A 17,128-nucleotide genomic window follows, 5' to 3' on the forward strand; every position below is an offset into this window, starting at 1 on the left:
CGAATACTTCTAAAAAGAAAGACGAAATCTCATGCAAAAGATATGGATTGACTGCGACACCGGATTCGACGATCTGTTCGCCATTGCCGCGCTATCTGCAGCCGAAGAAATAGATATTGTTGGTATCTCAACCGTCGTCGGCAATACCAGCCTGCAGTGGACGACCTCTAACACCCTGTCAACCGTCGAGAACTTCCACATTGACGCGCCCGTCTATGCAGGTTGCGCCAAACCGATGGCACAAGAGCCATGCACTATCGAGAGCCTGCTGGGTGAGGCAGGGATGGGCACGATCAACCGTCCACTTCCGGCGCCTCGCACCCGCACTGCGCAACTAGAACACGCGGTTAACGCCTTATTGCGCACACTCAGTGAGCATGAATCTGGCGAAATCACTGTGCTTGCTACCGGCCCGATGACGAATGTAGCCGTCGCCGCCATTATGGATCCCGAGGTGTTTCAGCGTATCGGGGAGATCGTTTTTATGGGTGGATCCTATGGTTTCGGCAACCATACCTGCGCCGCCGAATTCAATACGTTTGCTGATCCCGAAGCGCTCGATACCGTCATTCGTACTGGAGTCCCGTTGCGCATGTTCGGCTTAAATGTGACGAACCAAGTGCTTATCACTCCGGAACATTCCGACCGTATCCGCAATGTGGGCAGCGAATTCGCACAATGTGTTGCGGATTGCTTGGAAAAGTATTTGCGGATTCGGGATCCCCATACGCCACAGCCAATGGCGTTACATGACCCGACGGCGGCCGGATGGCTTATTTTCCCTGAATTCTACGAGTTCAAACATGGTGTCCTCAGTGTTGAGTTAAATCGCGGGATCGGGCGCGGGGCAACGTTCTGCGAATTCCGTCCGAAGCGGATCACCACTGCCAATGCGCATGTTGCTATGCGGGCAGACGGAGAGGTTCTCGCAGATCGTCTCGTTGATTTGGTGATATGTGCCTTGACTAAGGTCAAGGATTAACTGCCGAACGGCAACGGATATAACCACGGGAGTACAGGGAACGAGCTATGGACAATACGGCATCGTCATACAGGCCGCATATTTCGGCGGATAGTCATTGCCCGGATCATTGCCTGGATCATTGCCCGCCCGATAGTGAGGTCATATCCCCGACGGTAACGCCCGCAGGAGCTGCCCCCGCATCGGCAGATCATCTAGAACCGGCTGGAACCGGAGCAGCGGATTCTTCTGCGCTCCCCTGCGCAGGGGCGGCCCTTGATACACCGCCGTGTTCTTCCACATCGAGGCGGCTCAGCACGCTAGCTGCTCCCACCTCGATGACCTCACCTACCCCGATACCACATCGGTCAGTGGTGGTCGTCGGTTCAATTAATTGTGATATCACCTTGCAGGTGAGCGAACATCCCACTCCCGGAGAAACCGTCCTAGCGCATAACTCCCAACGGAATTCCGGTGGTAAAGGGGCTAATCAAGCGGTTGCTGCTGGCATAATGGGCACGCCCGCTATCATGATTGGCGCTATCGGAGCTGACGATAATGGACGCTTCGTCACTGCGGAGCTGGAAAAACGCCATGTTGATTTGCAGCACGTCATAACCACCGAATCCCCCACTGGTTCTGCCTACGTCACCGTCAGCAATAGCGGCGAAAACTCTATCGTTGTGGTGCGGGGCGCTAATGCTGAGGTAATTCCCGAACGCCTGACGCAGTGCCGAAGCGTAATTGACGCTGCCGAGGTAGTGGTAACCCAGGGCGAAATCCCTGCGCAAACAATCAATTGGCTCGCTCAGGTCGTTCGTGGCAGGTTGATTGTCAATCTGGCGCCTGTGGTTCCGGTTGCACGTGAGACGATTTTGCGTGCTGATCCCCTTATCGTCAATGAATATGAGGCTCGCGATCTGTTAGCAGCCCTCAATACGGAATTGGTGAGGACGGAACACCCAGACCATTCGGGTGAACTTCCTGCTCCTATCACGAGGCTAGCTGATCCTCATGCGAGGCTAGCCGATCCCATAACGTGCCCTTCTCTGGTAACAGACGCGCAGAATCTGACGCCCAATCTAGCTAGTTCGCCAACTGAGATGTCTCCAGATATGGCAGCAGTATCCCCAGATCTTCAGGGAATCCCCGACGAGATAGCTGTCTGTGGTAGCGCTATCCCTGAGTGCGCCAGCGTCAAAAGGGCGGTAGCGAACGGCGAAGTGGTAGCTGATGAACTGGCAGATCACGAGCTAGCTCAGGCACTCTATGCAAGTGGGATTTCTTCAGTCGTTGTCACCCTTGGCAAGCAGGGTGCGAGTTATGCCGACGCGCAGGGCTCAGGATTGATTGGTTCGCCGCAGGTTCACGTTGTTGACACTACTGGAGCTGGGGATGCCTTCGTCGGAGCGCTTGCGGCCGCACTAGCTAGCGGGTATTGCCTTGCGCAGGCCACTGCTATCGGGGCAGCCAGTGGCGCCTATGCCTGCCAAGCCCTAGGCGCACAGGCCTCTTATGCGCATTCATGTGAGCAGCTCACTGCCCTGCGTAATCAGGAAAACTGATAAGGGGTACGCGTACACACCTCTACTAGGTCTAAACTGCTTGCACGCTTGAGCCAGCGAGGCGCTTAAGTGAGCAACGCGATCAAGCCAAGGAGACATTTCCGTGCCTGCTCCCTCACTTTCCAATCCTCGCAGCCTCTCGCAATCAGATCGGCGCATTCTCACAGGACGTTGCTTCTTCCTGCTCTTCTCATTGGCACACCATCTACGATGGGTGTGCTGTTTTTTATTAATAAAATGGAGTGCTGGCAAGAAAACCATGATACTTGCCAGCACCCCATTTGGCTTGGATAACGCAGCAATCACAACGCCTTAGCGTTATCCAAGCCAGAAACGATCACGCGTTATAACACGCCGTGACGTACTAATATCCCCATAACCGTCACTGCAATAACAACAACAGTCAGCAGCGCCAAGGGAAGATAACGCGCAATCACCCACAAGGTGCGCCCGTTCTTGGGCGTATCAAGGTGAACTGGACGCAGGGAACCACCCGTTCGCCGCGACTCCAGAACCGTTGCCCGAGTCTGATCCGCCGACGGATGGTACACCCGCTGATATGCCCATCGTGTTGAGGAATACCGCGGATCAATAAGCATCTGGCATACCCGCTCATACGTCGGCTTAGAACGTGCCAACAGCCATCGCATCCATTTAGGAGTCCACGATTTGAGGCTCATTGCTGGCTTCTCAATCAAATGCCACGACAGGTAGGCCAGGATATGAACCGTGACGATGACGATGAGGAGGTAGAGGAGCTGATGGCGGTGCACCCCGAAGAAGGTCAAGAACGTCATAACCGGCCAGGCGAAAATATAAACGCCATAGGAAAAATCGCCGTACTTCTCCCAGTTCGTCAACGGCAAACGCACAGCTAACCACATCAGGAAATATCCAAAGAACACGACCCCGATGATGTTCCATCCCCACGTCGCATACGTCCCTAAAGCGATAGCTCCTGAGCCGAGAGCCAGGCGATCATCAATAGGAATTCGATCTGCAAAAAGCTGAACAAACATACCGACGGCAAAGGGCGCGAAGAACATCAAGAGGAATACGTCGTTGAACAGCCCGAAGTTATTGAATGCTGCCAAGCCGTACGTCCACTGTAAAAAGTTCAGGACGAGAATACCGAATACGATGATTCCACCAGCCGCTCGGACGGACAGCGCTCCGATGAGCCCGACGAGCGCCACCAGGATATAGCAGATGAACTCATAGCGAAGCGTCCACGCTGAGCCGTTCCAATCACGTGCGCCAAGTTCATGGTAGAGCGGCAAGGTATCGCCCATCCCAGCGATTGGCCGTTGGCGCAGGCTCAGATCCATATTGTTCAGCACATACGTCCACGGTGACTCCGGACCTCGCACCGAGAAATACGAGGAGAAAGAGTGCCCTAAACTCATCCAAGCGATCGGAGCCAGGATAAATACCGTCAGGAGCAGGGCAACAAAAAATGCGGGGAAGATACGGAGGAACCGCCGCCACATATAACGCCAGATTGTCGAGCGCCCCATCCGCGAACGGGTAATGAGGAAACCCGAGAAAAAGAAAAAGCCAGCTACTGCAACGCCACCTAAAGACTGCTGCCCATTAGAAAAATCTGCCCCCAGATCCTTTCCTCCCCACAGTCCGGCGATTGGCCCGGCATGCGAGAAAATGACCATAAACGCCATGAGCCAACGCAGAAATCCGATTGAGTTATGCGTTGGCTGGAAACACTCACTCAACATCTGCGGCCGGTTATATGGACCTTTCGGGCGCGGGGTAACCGCTGGCGTAGCCGTCGAAGCCTCCTCAGGTGTCGTGTGAATAACTGCCTCCTTTTCCGCGCTGACTAACTGATCAGAAGTAGCACAATGCTCTGATGGGTCTGCCTTTTCAGCCGGCGCATTATCGACCACAATGCGCGACGCATGCGCCGGCTGACCGCGATGCTCTCCCATCTAGATTTGCTCGTCAATCCAGGTACACAAACGCTCAACACCATCAGCGACGCTGATTTGCGGCTCCCAGTTCAGGGCCTGACGGGCTTCGGTGATGTCTGCCCAGGCGGCGCGCACATCACCATCGCGATACTGCCCCGTCACGCGCGGCTCTGGCGCACCATAACGCGCCGCAATCGCCTGGGCAATCTGCTTGATCGTCGTGCGTTCACCCAGACCAATATCGTATGGATGCTCGTTCGTCTCCGAATGGAGCGTTCCGGCAACGATTGCGGAGGCAACATCGTCAATATAAACGAAATCACGCACAATATCGCCGTCCTCGTAAACCGGAATAGATTCTCCGGCCTTAGCCAAGCGGCAGAACAGCGAAACGATACCCGTATATGGATTCGTCAACGACTGGCCAGCGCCATAGACGTTTTGCAGGCGGAAGCTAACGAACTCGACCTTCATTGAGCCACACCAGGAACGCAATAGATTCTCTTGGCAGAGCTTGGTTGAGGCATAGACGTTCGACGGATCAGGTTTAACTGCAGCAGAGTTCTGCGGCAGCGGATGCATCTGATCGAAATCCCACTGCCCCGCTTCTAACATGGCATGTGTGCGCCCGCCAGGATAGGAACGATTGCCATTAGCGTCCTCCCACAGGCCTTCGCCATATACTGCTCGCGACGAGGTCAATACGATCTTCTGCGGCAAAATATCATGGCGAACGAGTGCGTCCGTCATCATCGTCGTGCCGACCACGTTAACTAGGGCATGGCGTGAGGCCTCCCGCAAAGACTGACCAGTTCCTGTTTCTGCGGCTAAATGCACAATGACGTCGGGGCGGATCCGAGTGAGCACGGTATCCCAATCCTCTGGCTTCGTCACATCTGCGATCAGTAATTCCACCCGCTCATCCAGGGCCTCCGGGCGCTTGGCCTCGGCGTGAACCTGCGGGAGCAGGTTATCCATTGCGACAACGTCATCAAAGTGATCGGCAAGTTGCGCAGAGATGGCGCAGCCAATAAATCCGGCGCCACCAGTAATCAAACAGCTAGTCATGTCTTTTAACTCCTCATATATAAACTTGACAGTCATTCTATCGCTACAACAGATTCTTTCGGTGATCTGCTGCCAGTTCGACGAGTCTCACAGAGGGCACTCGCCTCGGCGATGGCACTCCTCCTGATTTTTACGAGTCCTTCCGGCTGCTGCCGCCACCGCGCGAACGCTGGTACCGGACGTAGTAGCTGCGCGCTCGGAATACCGAGATCCGCGCTTGTTTAACCACCGGCTTTAAGACTTTAGTCAACCGTGGGTGCTTATCTTTGAACCAGTCATAACGCAGTAAGAAGCGCTTGATCTTCAATAGATTCACTGCTTCGTTTGTGCGCGCCGGAAGATAGCTGTGTACTGCCTGAAGTTTGTATTCCAAATTCGAGTAATTTACCCCAGCATGCCACGGGTTCAACACCTGGCGCACGTGATGACCTTGCGCCAAACACACATACACGAACAAGCGCTCAATCACATGTGCCAGCGAACCATCACTGTATTCGCCCTCTCCTGGGAAATCCTCCCAGTCCAGTTTCAAATCAATCAGCGGTCGCAGTAGTTCTGGGCGGGCGATAAACATCGAGCCATAAGAGGCGATAGGCGTAGTGGCGTCAAATGGTACGCTCAAGCCCATCTTTTTCATCAATTTACGTGCCGGTTCTCGGTTTTCAAACCACGCATGCCCCATCGTCGGATACCCAATATGCGGCATAGGTGGAATGACGATCCCTAGATTGGGATGATCGACGAAGAGCTGCAATACGTTAGCTGCATGCCCGCGAGTGCCCAATAGGTTATCGAATAAATGAGCTTTGAATAGCCCACCCACGTTGGGACCATCTTGTGGGGAGAGCTTCGAGTGAATCTTCAGCACGAGATCGAATTCTCCGCTGGTTAGAACATCTTGGCAGCCGAGTAAGAAGGCCGAAATATCCCGCCCACGATTTGATTCGATCTTACGCACATAGGCGCTGTGCCCGCGCGCGCTGAGCCGCTGTTTAATTTCTGCTACCTTTTCCTCGGTAGGCGTCGTAATAAATAGCTCCCACCCGTCAGGTAGCAGCTCTACTTGATCGAGAATCTCGTCAAGCATTTCCGGATAAAACACATGCGCCAATGCGGCAACACGCAACTGTTTGGCAGCCTCCACCGCCCCCGCAAGCGGCTCGTCTGGCAGTACCTCCGTCAGTTCCAAATTCATAACTAAATCACGTGGCTTGCAGGTGCGCGTCAGGTTCTTCCAGATAAGCTCTACGGGATAGTCAGAAGATTCCCTGATTGCTTCCATAAGTTTGCGCCCCAATAATGCGTGGCGGTCCATATACAGCGGATCGTTAAAGAAAGTCCGACGTTTGACGATCGTGCAGCCGTCGCGAACCATCTGCGGGGCATCCTCCAACACCGCGTTCTCAGAGGCATAGGCGTGGGAGGGCCACAGTACCTCATAGCGGTATCCTCGGGCTGCGAAATGCTGAGTAAATCGCGACTCATGCAATAGCACCGACTCGTCATACGAGGTAATTTCCGGCATGTCATCCCAGTACCGACGGAAAGCCTCGGAACGCAACAGTCGATTTCGTACTGCGATCCAATGCGATTGGATATGCCGCGGCAAAATTAAACGCCCAGCAATCGGGTGTGGCTTCACCTCCGAGTGATCCGTCAATCCCCAGAAATCAACATCAAGAGCTTCCGTACGGGCAAACAACTCACTAAAGGGCTGCAGCGGCCCAAAGAAGGTGTAATTCATAAAGATAAGCTCGTCGAATTCAACGACCTTATCCCAGCCTAAATGGGTAAGACCGTCAATGTATCCTCCGACGTCAAATCCTTCATTCGGGCGAACGACAACCTCATCTACAACACGTTCGAGCTTGGCTTTTTCGGTTTCCTTTAACGGGCAGTTCGACATGACCAAGATATGGTCAACGAACGGGCGTAGCTGCTCGAATTTATAGGTAACAAACTCATCAACAATCCCCTCCGGATCGAAGAACAAGTAAATTACGCCTCGCTTAGTCGCCATATTTATGCCTTCCCGATCTCGTTGTAGAGCGACACATATTCTTGGGCCGTCTTATCCCAGGAATAGTTTTTAGCTTGTGCTAGCGCGTTGGCACGACGTTCTTGCGGATCACGTGCCAGTAATTCCAATATGCCGGCTTCAATACCCACAGCAGCAGTCGGATCCACGGTGACGCTCGCCGGCCCTGAAGTGACGAAATCTTCAGCAGACGAGCTGGCCGGAATCACCACGCTGGTCCCCAGATGTAAGCATCCAATGACGTTCGAGCAACCCAAATCAAAGATATTTGTAGCAACTGCGGCATCGGCATGAGCAATCAACCGTGCCATCTCAATGGGCTCATTCTGCTCCCAGAACTGGGTACGGTTCTTAAGGTTCGGCAGTACCTGCAGGTATTCCCGATATTGCGCTGCCGCATACACCCGATCCCCGACGACAACAACATGATGCGGGATGTCTGGAGCAGCATAATTCAGCCCCTCCATTGCCATTAACAGATTCGACCATTTGCCACGGTTAGCAAAAACCACAATATATGGGGCCGCCGGTAGTTCACGCTTAGGCTGAGGCGCATGACGATTCAGCACATTCCATCGGGTAAGCCGCTGAATACCGCTTGCGCTGTGTGCAACGACAGCCGGATTCTGATGTGGAGCTAATTGCTGCTGTTGTGTTTGTTTAAGCCACCGCTGCGCAGCCGGACTCGCCCAGTTCGGTGGCCCTGGCGGAATCACGCGAATATTACGCGAACGAAAATCCATAGATTTCAGATCTGTGCGCCCATATTCCGAGGGAACAACGACAATATCTCCGCGCAGACGAGCTTCTCGCAGTTGAAAGAGCCGCTGCAAGCGAACGTCACCATTATTGAGCCGACGTGGCGCGCGATAACCTAGATCGTCAATCGTTAAGATGTGGCGTCGCACGGAGCGCACCACACTCAGCCCGACGTTATGCACGATGCTTTGCGTCTCTGCTGTGCGCGCCCACGGAGCCGCCATAACTTTTGCAGATAAATCAACCTGTGTAGCTAACTTCGTTTTCAAGGCCTCGTAATATGGCGAACGCCCTGGCATTCGCTGAGCCATTGGGTCAGAGATGAGAGTGACGCGCATTTACTTCCCCTTAGCAAAACCGTTAGGCACTAAATCTTGCGGGGAACAGCTCCCCCGCAAATCCCATTCTTCGCTGAGATGCACGGGTCCGGCGGCAAAATGCGGTAGATCCGTAGTCACCTCTAAACAGCACATATTGCGCAGAAAATCGAAGTTATGAGCGGTGCTTTGATCGAGTACCGAGCCATGCACGACGTATTTCCCCGTCCGAATCGGGAGATCGACAGCCAGCTCAATCATTCCTTTGCCATGCACAACCTGCGGCAGCTTAGGCTCAAATCGGGTATCTCCGCCCCATAATCTCAAGCCGTAATCCGTGTCGATAGCCATAGCGAACTGTGGGTGAGAAACCGGATCTTTAGCATGGAAATACATCCGGAGCGTAATCCGTTGCCCGGCTGCTACGTCGATCTGACCGCCCTCGTCACCTACCTGACCGATACATTGGCCACTATCATCAAGCACTTCCAGCCCTGTTATCTGAATATCACCCGAACCGTGCCGTTGCACGCCGAATACGTCGCGTTCAACCTTTTCAGCCGTGCGCTCTTCATAGATGTCGAGGACTTCGTTAGCTCCCCCCAGCTCCAAGATCTTCCCGTGATCGAGTAACACCGCGCGGTCACACATCTGGCGCAACGTTGCTGCAGAATGAGCTACCACGATAACCGTCCGACCGTCCCGTTTGAACTCAGCAAATTTTGCTTGGCATTTGCGCTGGAATGCCGCATCGCCGACGGCGAGAACTTCATCAACTAGCAAGATCTCTGGATCGACGTGAACCGCAACCGAAAAGCCTAACCGGACGTACATTCCTGAGGAGTAGTTCTTCACGGGTTCGTCAATAAAATGCCCAACCCCAGCGAAATCAACGATTTCATCGAAATTTCGCGCAATCTCCGCGCGGCTCATTCCTAAGATCGAGCCATTGAGGAAGATGTTGTCACGGCCGCTCAGTTCCGGATGAAAGCCTGATCCGACTTCCAGCAGGGCAGCTAGGCGCCCATGTGCCTGAATCTTTCCTTCGTCAGGTTTCAAAATCCGCGCCATGCATTTCAAAAGCGTGGATTTACCGCAACCGTTGTCACCAATAATGGCAAAGGTTTCACCTTGCTTAACGTCTAATGTGACGCCCGATAAGGCTAAAAAATCCTCGTAGCGCGCACGCTTACCGCGCATAATCGCCGATTTTAAGCTGTTATTGCGCTCGTGATAAACACGAAACTTCTTCGACACATTCTGCACAGAAATGGCAACCGAGCTGTTATCTCTGCTGGTCATAGTGCCTCCGCCAGTCGATCTTCATGACGTTTGAATACCCAATATCCCACGATCAACGTAACCAGCGAAACCCCGATAATGTAGGCAACATTCTCCCAGCCTGGCAATCTATTGTCATACATGAGATTACGGAATACTTCCCCGAATTGGTAGAGAGGATTTGCAGAATACACAACCGTCAGCCAATGCCAGTTATGGGAAGCCGCTTGGTCAAATAGCAGCCGAGCCGGATAGACGATAGGCGTGGCATAGAACCAAATCTGAAAGAGAATACCGCTGAAATGTTGAATATCGCGGAAATAGACGTTACCGATGGAGAAAAGTAGCGCGATACCAGTGGAAAAACATGCCAAAAAGAGCATCACCAGAATAACAATCGGCACAAAGAATAGGGGGTGCCCGCCAAAGATAATGATTGCTGCCAGTAGGACGATCATTTCAATCATCCACGAGTACAAAAAGCTGAGCGTCGTCGAATAGATCAACACTACTCGCGGGAAATACACCTTTTTAATGAGGTTCTCATTACCCGTCAAGGCTCCCATGCCACCATTTACAACATTTGTAAAGAAGCTCCACGGAAGTAGCCCGCACATAAGCCATAAGGCAAATAGGTCTAATCCAGATGGATTACCTGGGTCGGGTTGAACCCGCATCACAAACGCAAAGACAGCGGTATAAATAAGCATTTGCGCCAACGGGTTCGCTAATGACCATAGCTGCCCGAGTAAGGTGCGCTTATATTTGCCTTTTAACTCACGCAAGGTAAGGTTGGCTATCAGTTCGCGCGAACCGCGTAACTCCTCGATAGCACGCATCCTCGATCCTCTCTGTTTTTGAGTATCTGCCGCTAATAGCTTACGCTATTCCGCCATATAGCTGAGGATCGTACTTGAGTGATTCCAGCTATGTTGGCACTGACGATACGGCTCCTACGTGTTATATCTGTTTTTGTTTTGCACAGACGGGCGTCGGCGCTAAAACAACACTGGCTTTCATATACACCTCGCTTAGCAGAAATGGGTGGCCTATACGAAGTGGGAGATGAATTCATCTGCTGAACTCATCTCCCACTGTCGCAATGCGATTTTCGCTATTTAGCTATCGCCTACCGATTCCCGCGCTTGCGTCGGAAGATCAACGCTGCTGCTCCCAAAGCGACGGCGAAGATCGCAGCAACTGTCTCGAAGAAGACGCTCGCTCCCGTCCACGGCAAGGATCCAGGCTCGCTCGGTGATACCGGCTGATTTGGCGCAACTGGCTTGGCCGGAATATCAGGCTGAGCTGGTGGCGCCGGAGGAGTCGGCGGGGTTGGCGGAGTAGGCGTTGGCGGAAGCGGATTGACCTGAACAGTGACCGTCGAGGGGCTCGAGGTTACCGTTGCGCCATCCGGCGTCGTGCCGGTAGCGGTTGCCGTATTTTCAACCGTTCCCTTATTCGCATCCGCCTCCGTGACCTGGTAGGTCGCCGTCGCAGTCATCGTCTCACCCGGAGCAAGCTTCGTCTTTTCGTATGTGATAGCGGAAAGACCAGCCAGGCCATCAGTTACCGCAATGTCGCTCAAGGTGACGTTGCCATCATTACGGATGGTGAACGTGTAGGTAACAACGTCTCCTGCGTTGGCTGATTGCTTATCTGCCGTCTTCACCACGGAAATGCCCGGCTTCTGCTCCGAAGGAACCGTCACCGTAGACGTCTTCGTAATAGGAGTCGGCGGATTATCACCCACCTGCGGCGGAGTCGCAGACGAGGTAGCAGTATTCTCCACCTTACCCGCATCCACATCAGCCTGAGTCACCGTATACGTCGCCGACGCCTTAGCCACCTCACCCGGAGCCAAGATGGCCTTATCCACCTTCACCTCAGACAAGCCCTTCATCGGATCCGACACCGCAACATCATGCAACGTCACATTCCCCGTATTCGTCACCGTAAAGGAATACGTAATCGTATCCCCCACCTGGAGCTGATACCCATCCGGCTTATCCGACGACTTCACAAACGTATAATCCGGCTTCTGCTCCGAAGGAACCGACGCTGACCCGGAAGCAGACACTGCCACTGGCGGGGTATCGCCCACCTGAGGAGGCATACCCGATACCGTCGCCGTGTTCTTCACAAATCCACGGTCAACATCCTCTTGCTTGACCTGGTAGGTAGCTGTCGCTGATGCCTTAGCTCCAGGGGCTAGCACCGTCGGATCCAATGTCTTCGTAAAGGTCAACCCTTCCATCGGATCAGACAAGGCAACATCATGCAACGTCACATTCCCCGTATTCGTCGCTTCAAACGAATAGGTGATCGTCTCTCCAGCAACTAAGGTCTTCTTATCAGCCGTTTTAACTAACGTGATACCTGGCCTATGTTCCGCAGGAACAGACACAGTTGACGTCTTCTTGATTGGAGTCGGCGGATTATCACCCACCTGCGGCGGAGTACCTGAAGCCGACGCCGTATTAACTACATTGCCTCGGTCAATATCCTCTTGCGTCACCTTGTATTTCGCTGTTGCCGTCGCAACATCACCCGGAGCCAAGATGGCCTTATCCACCTTCACCTCAGACAAGCCCTTCATCGGATCCGACACCGCAACATCATGCAACGTCACATTCCCCGTATTCGTCACCGTAAAGGAATACGTAATCGTATCCCCCACCTGGAGCTGATACCCGTCGCCCTTATCTGAGGACTTTACAAAGTCATATTTGGGCTTCGGGTCGCCAGCAAGCTTTACCGAACTCTTACGGGAGATAATGTCACCGTTCGGAGCTTTCGCCACCGATGTGGCTGTGTTCTTCACAAATCCACGGTCAACATCCTCTTGCGTCACCTTGTATTTCGCTGTTGCCGTCGCAACATCACCTGGAGCCAAGGTCTGCTTATCCACCTTCACCTCAGACAAGCCAGGCAATGGATCCGACACCGCAACATCATGCAACGTCACATTCCCCGTATTCGTCACCGTAAAGGTGTACGTGACCGTATCGCCAGCAGCTAACAGATAATCCTTTAACTTATCCGAGGACTTTACAAAGGTGTAATCCAAGGTCTGTTCACCGAGAAGAAGAACTGAATCTTCCTGCTTAATCGGGTCACCGACTGGCGGAGTAGCTGTTGCCGTCGCAGTGTTTTCGATCTTACCCGCGTCGATATCTTTCTGGGTGATCTGATACGTTGCTTTTGCCGTCAGCTTTTCTGATGGCTGGATAGTATCTTTCTCCAGCTTCACCGGATTGGCAGCAAACATCGGGTCATCAATTGCTACGTCGTGCAAGGTCACATTGCCGGTATTAACAATCGTGAAGGTATAGGTGACCGTATCACCGATCTTCAACTTGTAATCAGCAGGCTTATCGCTTTCCTTCGTGAAGCTGTATTCCGGACGCTGCTCTGCCGGAATACGCAAGACAGAATCTTTGCGGATCTTATCCCCGCCAGGAGTCGTCGCAGTTGAGGTTGCCATATTGCGGAGTTTTCCGGAATCAATATCGCTTTGCTTAACAACATACGTCGCCTTGCCGGTAGCGACCTCCCCAGGAAGCAATACCGTCTTATCCACTTGTATTGGCGATAGATCTGGCAACGGATCGGTGATCGTTACATCGTGCAACGTCACGTTACCTGTGTTCGTCACGGTAAATGAATACGTGATGACGTCATTAACTTTGAGACGATAGTCAGCAGGTTTATCCGAGGACTTCACAAACGTGTAGTTTGGCTTGCTCTCAGCAATGAGCGTAACACTGCTTTGCTTCTTGGTTACATTCCCATCGGGAGAAGTTGCCGTCGAGGTTGCAGTGTTCTCCACCTCTCCGCGGTTAACATCATCCTGAGTGATCTGGTAGGTTGCCGTTGCCGTTGCCACCTCACCGGGAGCCAGGACCGGCTTATCCACCTTCACCTCAGACAAGCCAGGCAATGGATCCGACACCGCAACATCATGCAAGGTGACATTGCCGGTATTCGTCACCGTAAAGGAATACGTGACCGTATCGCCAGCCTTCATCCGGTAATCATCTGGCTTATCGCTGGTCTTAGCAAAGGTATAAGACGGACTCTGCTTGAAGGTCAGCGTATTGTTGGCCTTGTTTGACGGAACATCCCCATCATCTGGGCTTTTACCAGCAGCAGAAGCGGTATTCAACAGCGTGCCCGCATCGATATCGCTCTGCTTCAGCAGATATGTTCCAGTGGCAGTAGCGCTTTGCCCTGGCTCAAGATCCTTGCGGGACAGCTCGCTGAGCGTGAGATCTGGAAGCTGATCGGTCAAGGTAATTCCTTTGACCGTCACATTTCCAGTGTTCGTCACTGTAAAGGTATAGGTAACTGGCGTCCCTACTCGTGCAACATAATCCTTGACATCATCTTTATCGGAAACCTTTTCCAAGGATAAAGCTGGCGTCCGTTTAATCGTTATGTTATTTGGCGCTTCATTAGAATTAATATCGCCATTCTTCGGATCTTTTCCAGTGGCGATTGCCTTATTCGTAATCTTACCGGCATCGACATCTGCCTGAGTGACCTGATATGTGCCGCTAGCAGTCAGTGTATTTCCTGGAGCGAGCGAGGTCGCCGAGGGTTTGCCGACGTTAACGCCTTCCATCAGATCTTTAATTGCGATGTCTTTGACCGTGACGTTACCCGTGTTCTTCAAGGTAAAGGTGTAGTTCACGGTATCGCCAGCTCGCAGAGTTGACTCTTTACCGTCATGGTCAGAGGTCTTCGTCAAAACGATTTCCGGCTGCTGTTCGGCTGGCAAAGAAACTGACGCGGTGCGCGTAAGGGTACTTCCCTTAGGTTCTTTAGCGTTAGCCGTTACTGTATTTTCCAATACCCCGCGCTCAACATCATCTTGCGTAATGGTGTACTGAGCGGTAGCAGTCATCACATCATTAGGCTGCCCGGCTGGTGCTAGTACTTTCTGATCCGGATTCGTAAAGGTAATCGGACCCAAATTCGGCAGTGGATCGTTCAGAGTAATATCACTTAGCGATACATTGCCAATATTCTTCAAAGTAAAGGTGTAGGTGACGACTTCCCCGGCAGTCAGCTTGTAGTTCTTCGGCTTATCCGCCGTCTTCGTCAGGGTGTAATCCGGTTTTTGTGGCTCGGTCTTTAACTCGTTCTTATCATGCGAGCTACCACCGGAAGTCTTTTCTCCATCCGAACCGGAGTATTCCACCAGCACGGTATTCACGATTGCTTGGCCTGCGCCCTTAGCAGTGAGCTGAGTGCGATATTTGTACATGACTTCCTGGTTGTAAACCAGAGTGCCGCCATTTTCAGGGGTTGCTCCATTGCCGATATGGAATACCAATTGATGTTTATCCGCTACGTACTCGGAATCATCATCTGCAGGCTGATCCGTTCGTGGTTCTCGAACGTCACCGTTCATGTGGACGATACTTCCGGGGATATATTCAACCGTGCCGGGCAGGTTATCTGTTGCAACATTTAAGGTCGCCGTATCATAACCTACGTTCTTAATATCGACGGTGTACTCGAGAATATCGCCTTCCGTCGCGATCTTCGCTCCGGGACGGGTGATGTTCTCCACTGTTTTTTGTACTCGCACATCCGGCGAATAAAGCTCAACTTCGGTTGTAATGATAGTTGGGTAGTAGATATCGCCGGTAGATGACATGTACACACCGAAGGTATCCTGCCCATTGTGCAGTTTCCCGTCAATGTTAATGACCTTGGCGTCAACACCGTGGTTGTTGTTGTAATTCGGGATGCGATCAGTAATCAGCTTTCCTTCATACGTAACGGCTGAATTACCAAAATCATCAGCGGGCGTCAGCTCGTCATATACCCGCGCATTCGTTGGGGAGGCTTCCTTTCCAACTGTTGCGAAATCTCCTTTACCCGGCTGATCGCCTTCCCAGCTCACCGTACCCAATTTGGCGTGAACCGTACCGGCCACCGGAGTGACTAACCCCGTAAGGTTAATCGCGACCCTATTATCTTTATCCGTATAGCGTTGCCCGAAAAAGACGTTCAAATCATTGCGCGGTTGATCTGAATCAGCATAAACCACGACCAGCGACCAACCGCCGTATGCGTCGTATCCGGTGGAAAGCGGAAGATCGCCAGCCCAATACATGCCAGCACCGGCTTCTTTGACGTAATTCGTCACATCGGCGTAGGCGGTGTAATCCTTCTTAAAGTTCGTCAACCGTGAGCTCTTTACTGGAGCAACGTTGATGTAGCTACTCATCTTCGGAGTCTTAAACTTGACAACGGGGCCAGCCACTACTTCGTTCTCCGGGGCAGCTTTTGGCGGCTCCTGAGGAGTCTTGCCCGTCTGGCTCCCGTTTGTACGCGTTGGATCACCAGGAGCGCTGGAACCACCCCAAATCAGGAATGCTTTTTCAACACTCGCATTTTCTGCGATTGTGATACCAGCGGCTGAGGAATTGCGAGTAGTGGGATCGTTATCAGCATCCACTTCCCCCATATACAGATCGTTGTTCATACTGGAGCCATTAGCGCCTATACCCGCTTTGCCGTAAGCGGCAATAAGAGCGTCGGAGTAGTAACGCCTATCTGGCATACGCAGAGTATTACCTGTGATCTTGATATTCCCCTTCATCTTCGCGGAATAAATCCGCTCAAAGGGGGTTTGCCCATTCGGCAGAGGATCGGCTGCAAAAGCGCGACCTAAGCCGCCGAACGCACCCATGCCTACCAGAACTAATGCTAAAGCAAGTAAGAAAGCTGCAGCCTTCTTACCGGAGTAAATCCAACGCATTCTTGCTCCTACTACTCACCATAAGATTGGGGAAATATTACCGTCTCTTTAACAGCTACCACGAGGCATAGCTATACGACGGCAACGTAGCAGAAGATCAATGCATAAAAATTGCTCACCTAGCAAAAATCTCTGCTTCGTCTAACCTCCCCTTTTTCCTAGGAGCCAGTATCGCATGTTAACGACTCTAATAAAAGTTGGATCAACATTTTCACCCAGGATTACACCACACTCACCCGCGGCAAAACCTTACTACTAAATTGCTAAAACCTTACTAATTTAATAGCAAAATTTTACTAACTTAAAACAGGGTTATAGGACAAAATGTGTTGCTTGTGGGTTAGTCCCAGGTGTTGTGGTATGGGGTGGTGTGGTGGAGTTCGTTCCAGCAGATTGCGTCGCCCCAGGTGGGTATGGTGGTGTTGGCTTGTTGGTG

The 17,128-nt window shown here is 52.4% G+C and carries 9 protein-coding genes; 2 read left to right on the forward strand and 7 right to left on the reverse strand.

Annotation, left to right across the window (positions count from 1 at the left end; genetic code table 11):
• Positions 1 to 31: 31 nt before the first annotated feature.
• Positions 32 to 982: a nucleoside hydrolase gene (locus ACLHIJ_RS03685; protein ID WP_411296014.1), complete on the forward strand. Its 951-nt coding sequence runs from the start codon at positions 32 to 34 to the stop codon at positions 980 to 982.
• A gap of 47 nt (positions 983 to 1,029) precedes the next feature.
• Entirely contained in the window at positions 1,030 to 2,526 is a 1,497-nt protein-coding gene (locus ACLHIJ_RS03690) for a ribokinase (RefSeq protein ID WP_411298491.1), read from the forward strand.
• Between the two features lie 344 nt (positions 2,527 to 2,870).
• Here ACLHIJ_RS03690 and ACLHIJ_RS03695 read toward each other — a convergent pair whose 3' ends face one another.
• From ACLHIJ_RS03695 to ACLHIJ_RS03725, 7 genes are all read right to left on the reverse strand, one after another.
• The gene (locus ACLHIJ_RS03695) at positions 2,871 to 4,472 is read right to left on the reverse strand and encodes an acyltransferase family protein (RefSeq protein WP_411298492.1); all 1,602 of its coding nucleotides are present in this window, start codon (positions 4,470 to 4,472) and stop codon (positions 2,871 to 2,873) included.
• A complete protein-coding gene (locus ACLHIJ_RS03700) occupies positions 4,473 to 5,522 on the reverse strand; it encodes an NAD-dependent epimerase/dehydratase family protein (protein ID WP_411296011.1) in 1,050 nt (349 codons plus the stop codon).
• Positions 5,523 to 5,652: 130 nt separating this feature from the next.
• Positions 5,653 to 7,542: a rhamnan synthesis F family protein gene (locus tag ACLHIJ_RS03705; RefSeq protein WP_411298493.1), complete on the reverse strand. Its 1,890-nt coding sequence runs from the start codon at positions 7,540 to 7,542 to the stop codon at positions 5,653 to 5,655.
• 2 nt (positions 7,543 to 7,544) lie between these two features.
• Entirely contained in the window at positions 7,545 to 8,657 is a 1,113-nt protein-coding gene (locus ACLHIJ_RS03710; protein ID WP_411296009.1) for a hypothetical protein, read from the reverse strand.
• Entirely contained in the window at positions 8,658 to 9,938 is a 1,281-nt protein-coding gene (locus tag ACLHIJ_RS03715; protein WP_411298494.1) for an ABC transporter ATP-binding protein, read from the reverse strand.
• Positions 9,935 to 10,756, reverse strand: coding sequence for an ABC transporter permease (locus tag ACLHIJ_RS03720; RefSeq protein ID WP_411296007.1), 822 nt, complete (start codon positions 10,754 to 10,756; stop codon positions 9,935 to 9,937). Before ACLHIJ_RS03720 ends, ACLHIJ_RS03715 begins: the two co-directional genes overlap by 4 nt.
• A gap of 290 nt (positions 10,757 to 11,046) precedes the next feature.
• On the reverse strand, positions 11,047 to 16,692 hold the full coding sequence (locus ACLHIJ_RS03725; RefSeq protein ID WP_411298496.1) for a hypothetical protein: 5,646 nt from the start codon (positions 16,690 to 16,692) through the stop codon (positions 11,047 to 11,049).
• Between the last annotated feature and the right edge of the window lie 436 nt (positions 16,693 to 17,128).

Origin of the sequence: Trueperella sp. LYQ141, from assembly GCF_046599555.1 — a bacterium.
In the GTDB taxonomy this organism is placed as follows: domain Bacteria; phylum Actinomycetota; class Actinomycetes; order Actinomycetales; family Actinomycetaceae; genus Trueperella.

Excerpts from the sequence above, each read along its gene's own strand:
- ACLHIJ_RS03710 (WP_411296009.1), bottom strand. The coding sequence starts at position 8,657 with ATGCGCGTCACTCTCATCTCTGACCCAATGGCTCAGCGAATGCCAGGG.
- ACLHIJ_RS03695 (WP_411298492.1), bottom strand. The coding sequence starts at position 4,472 with ATGGGAGAGCATCGCGGTCAGCCGGCGCATGCGTCGCGCATTGTGGTC.
- ACLHIJ_RS03685 (WP_411296014.1), top strand. The coding sequence starts at position 32 with ATGCAAAAGATATGGATTGACTGCGACACCGGATTCGACGATCTGTTC.
- ACLHIJ_RS03705 (WP_411298493.1), bottom strand. The coding sequence starts at position 7,542 with ATGGCGACTAAGCGAGGCGTAATTTACTTGTTCTTCGATCCGGAGGGG.
- ACLHIJ_RS03690 (WP_411298491.1), top strand. The coding sequence starts at position 1,030 with ATGGACAATACGGCATCGTCATACAGGCCGCATATTTCGGCGGATAGT.
- ACLHIJ_RS03715 (WP_411298494.1), bottom strand. The coding sequence starts at position 9,938 with ATGACCAGCAGAGATAACAGCTCGGTTGCCATTTCTGTGCAGAATGTG.
- ACLHIJ_RS03725 (WP_411298496.1), bottom strand. The coding sequence starts at position 16,692 with ATGCGTTGGATTTACTCCGGTAAGAAGGCTGCAGCTTTCTTACTTGCT.
- ACLHIJ_RS03700 (WP_411296011.1), bottom strand. The coding sequence starts at position 5,522 with ATGACTAGCTGTTTGATTACTGGTGGCGCCGGATTTATTGGCTGCGCC.
- ACLHIJ_RS03720 (WP_411296007.1), bottom strand. The coding sequence starts at position 10,756 with ATGCGTGCTATCGAGGAGTTACGCGGTTCGCGCGAACTGATAGCCAAC.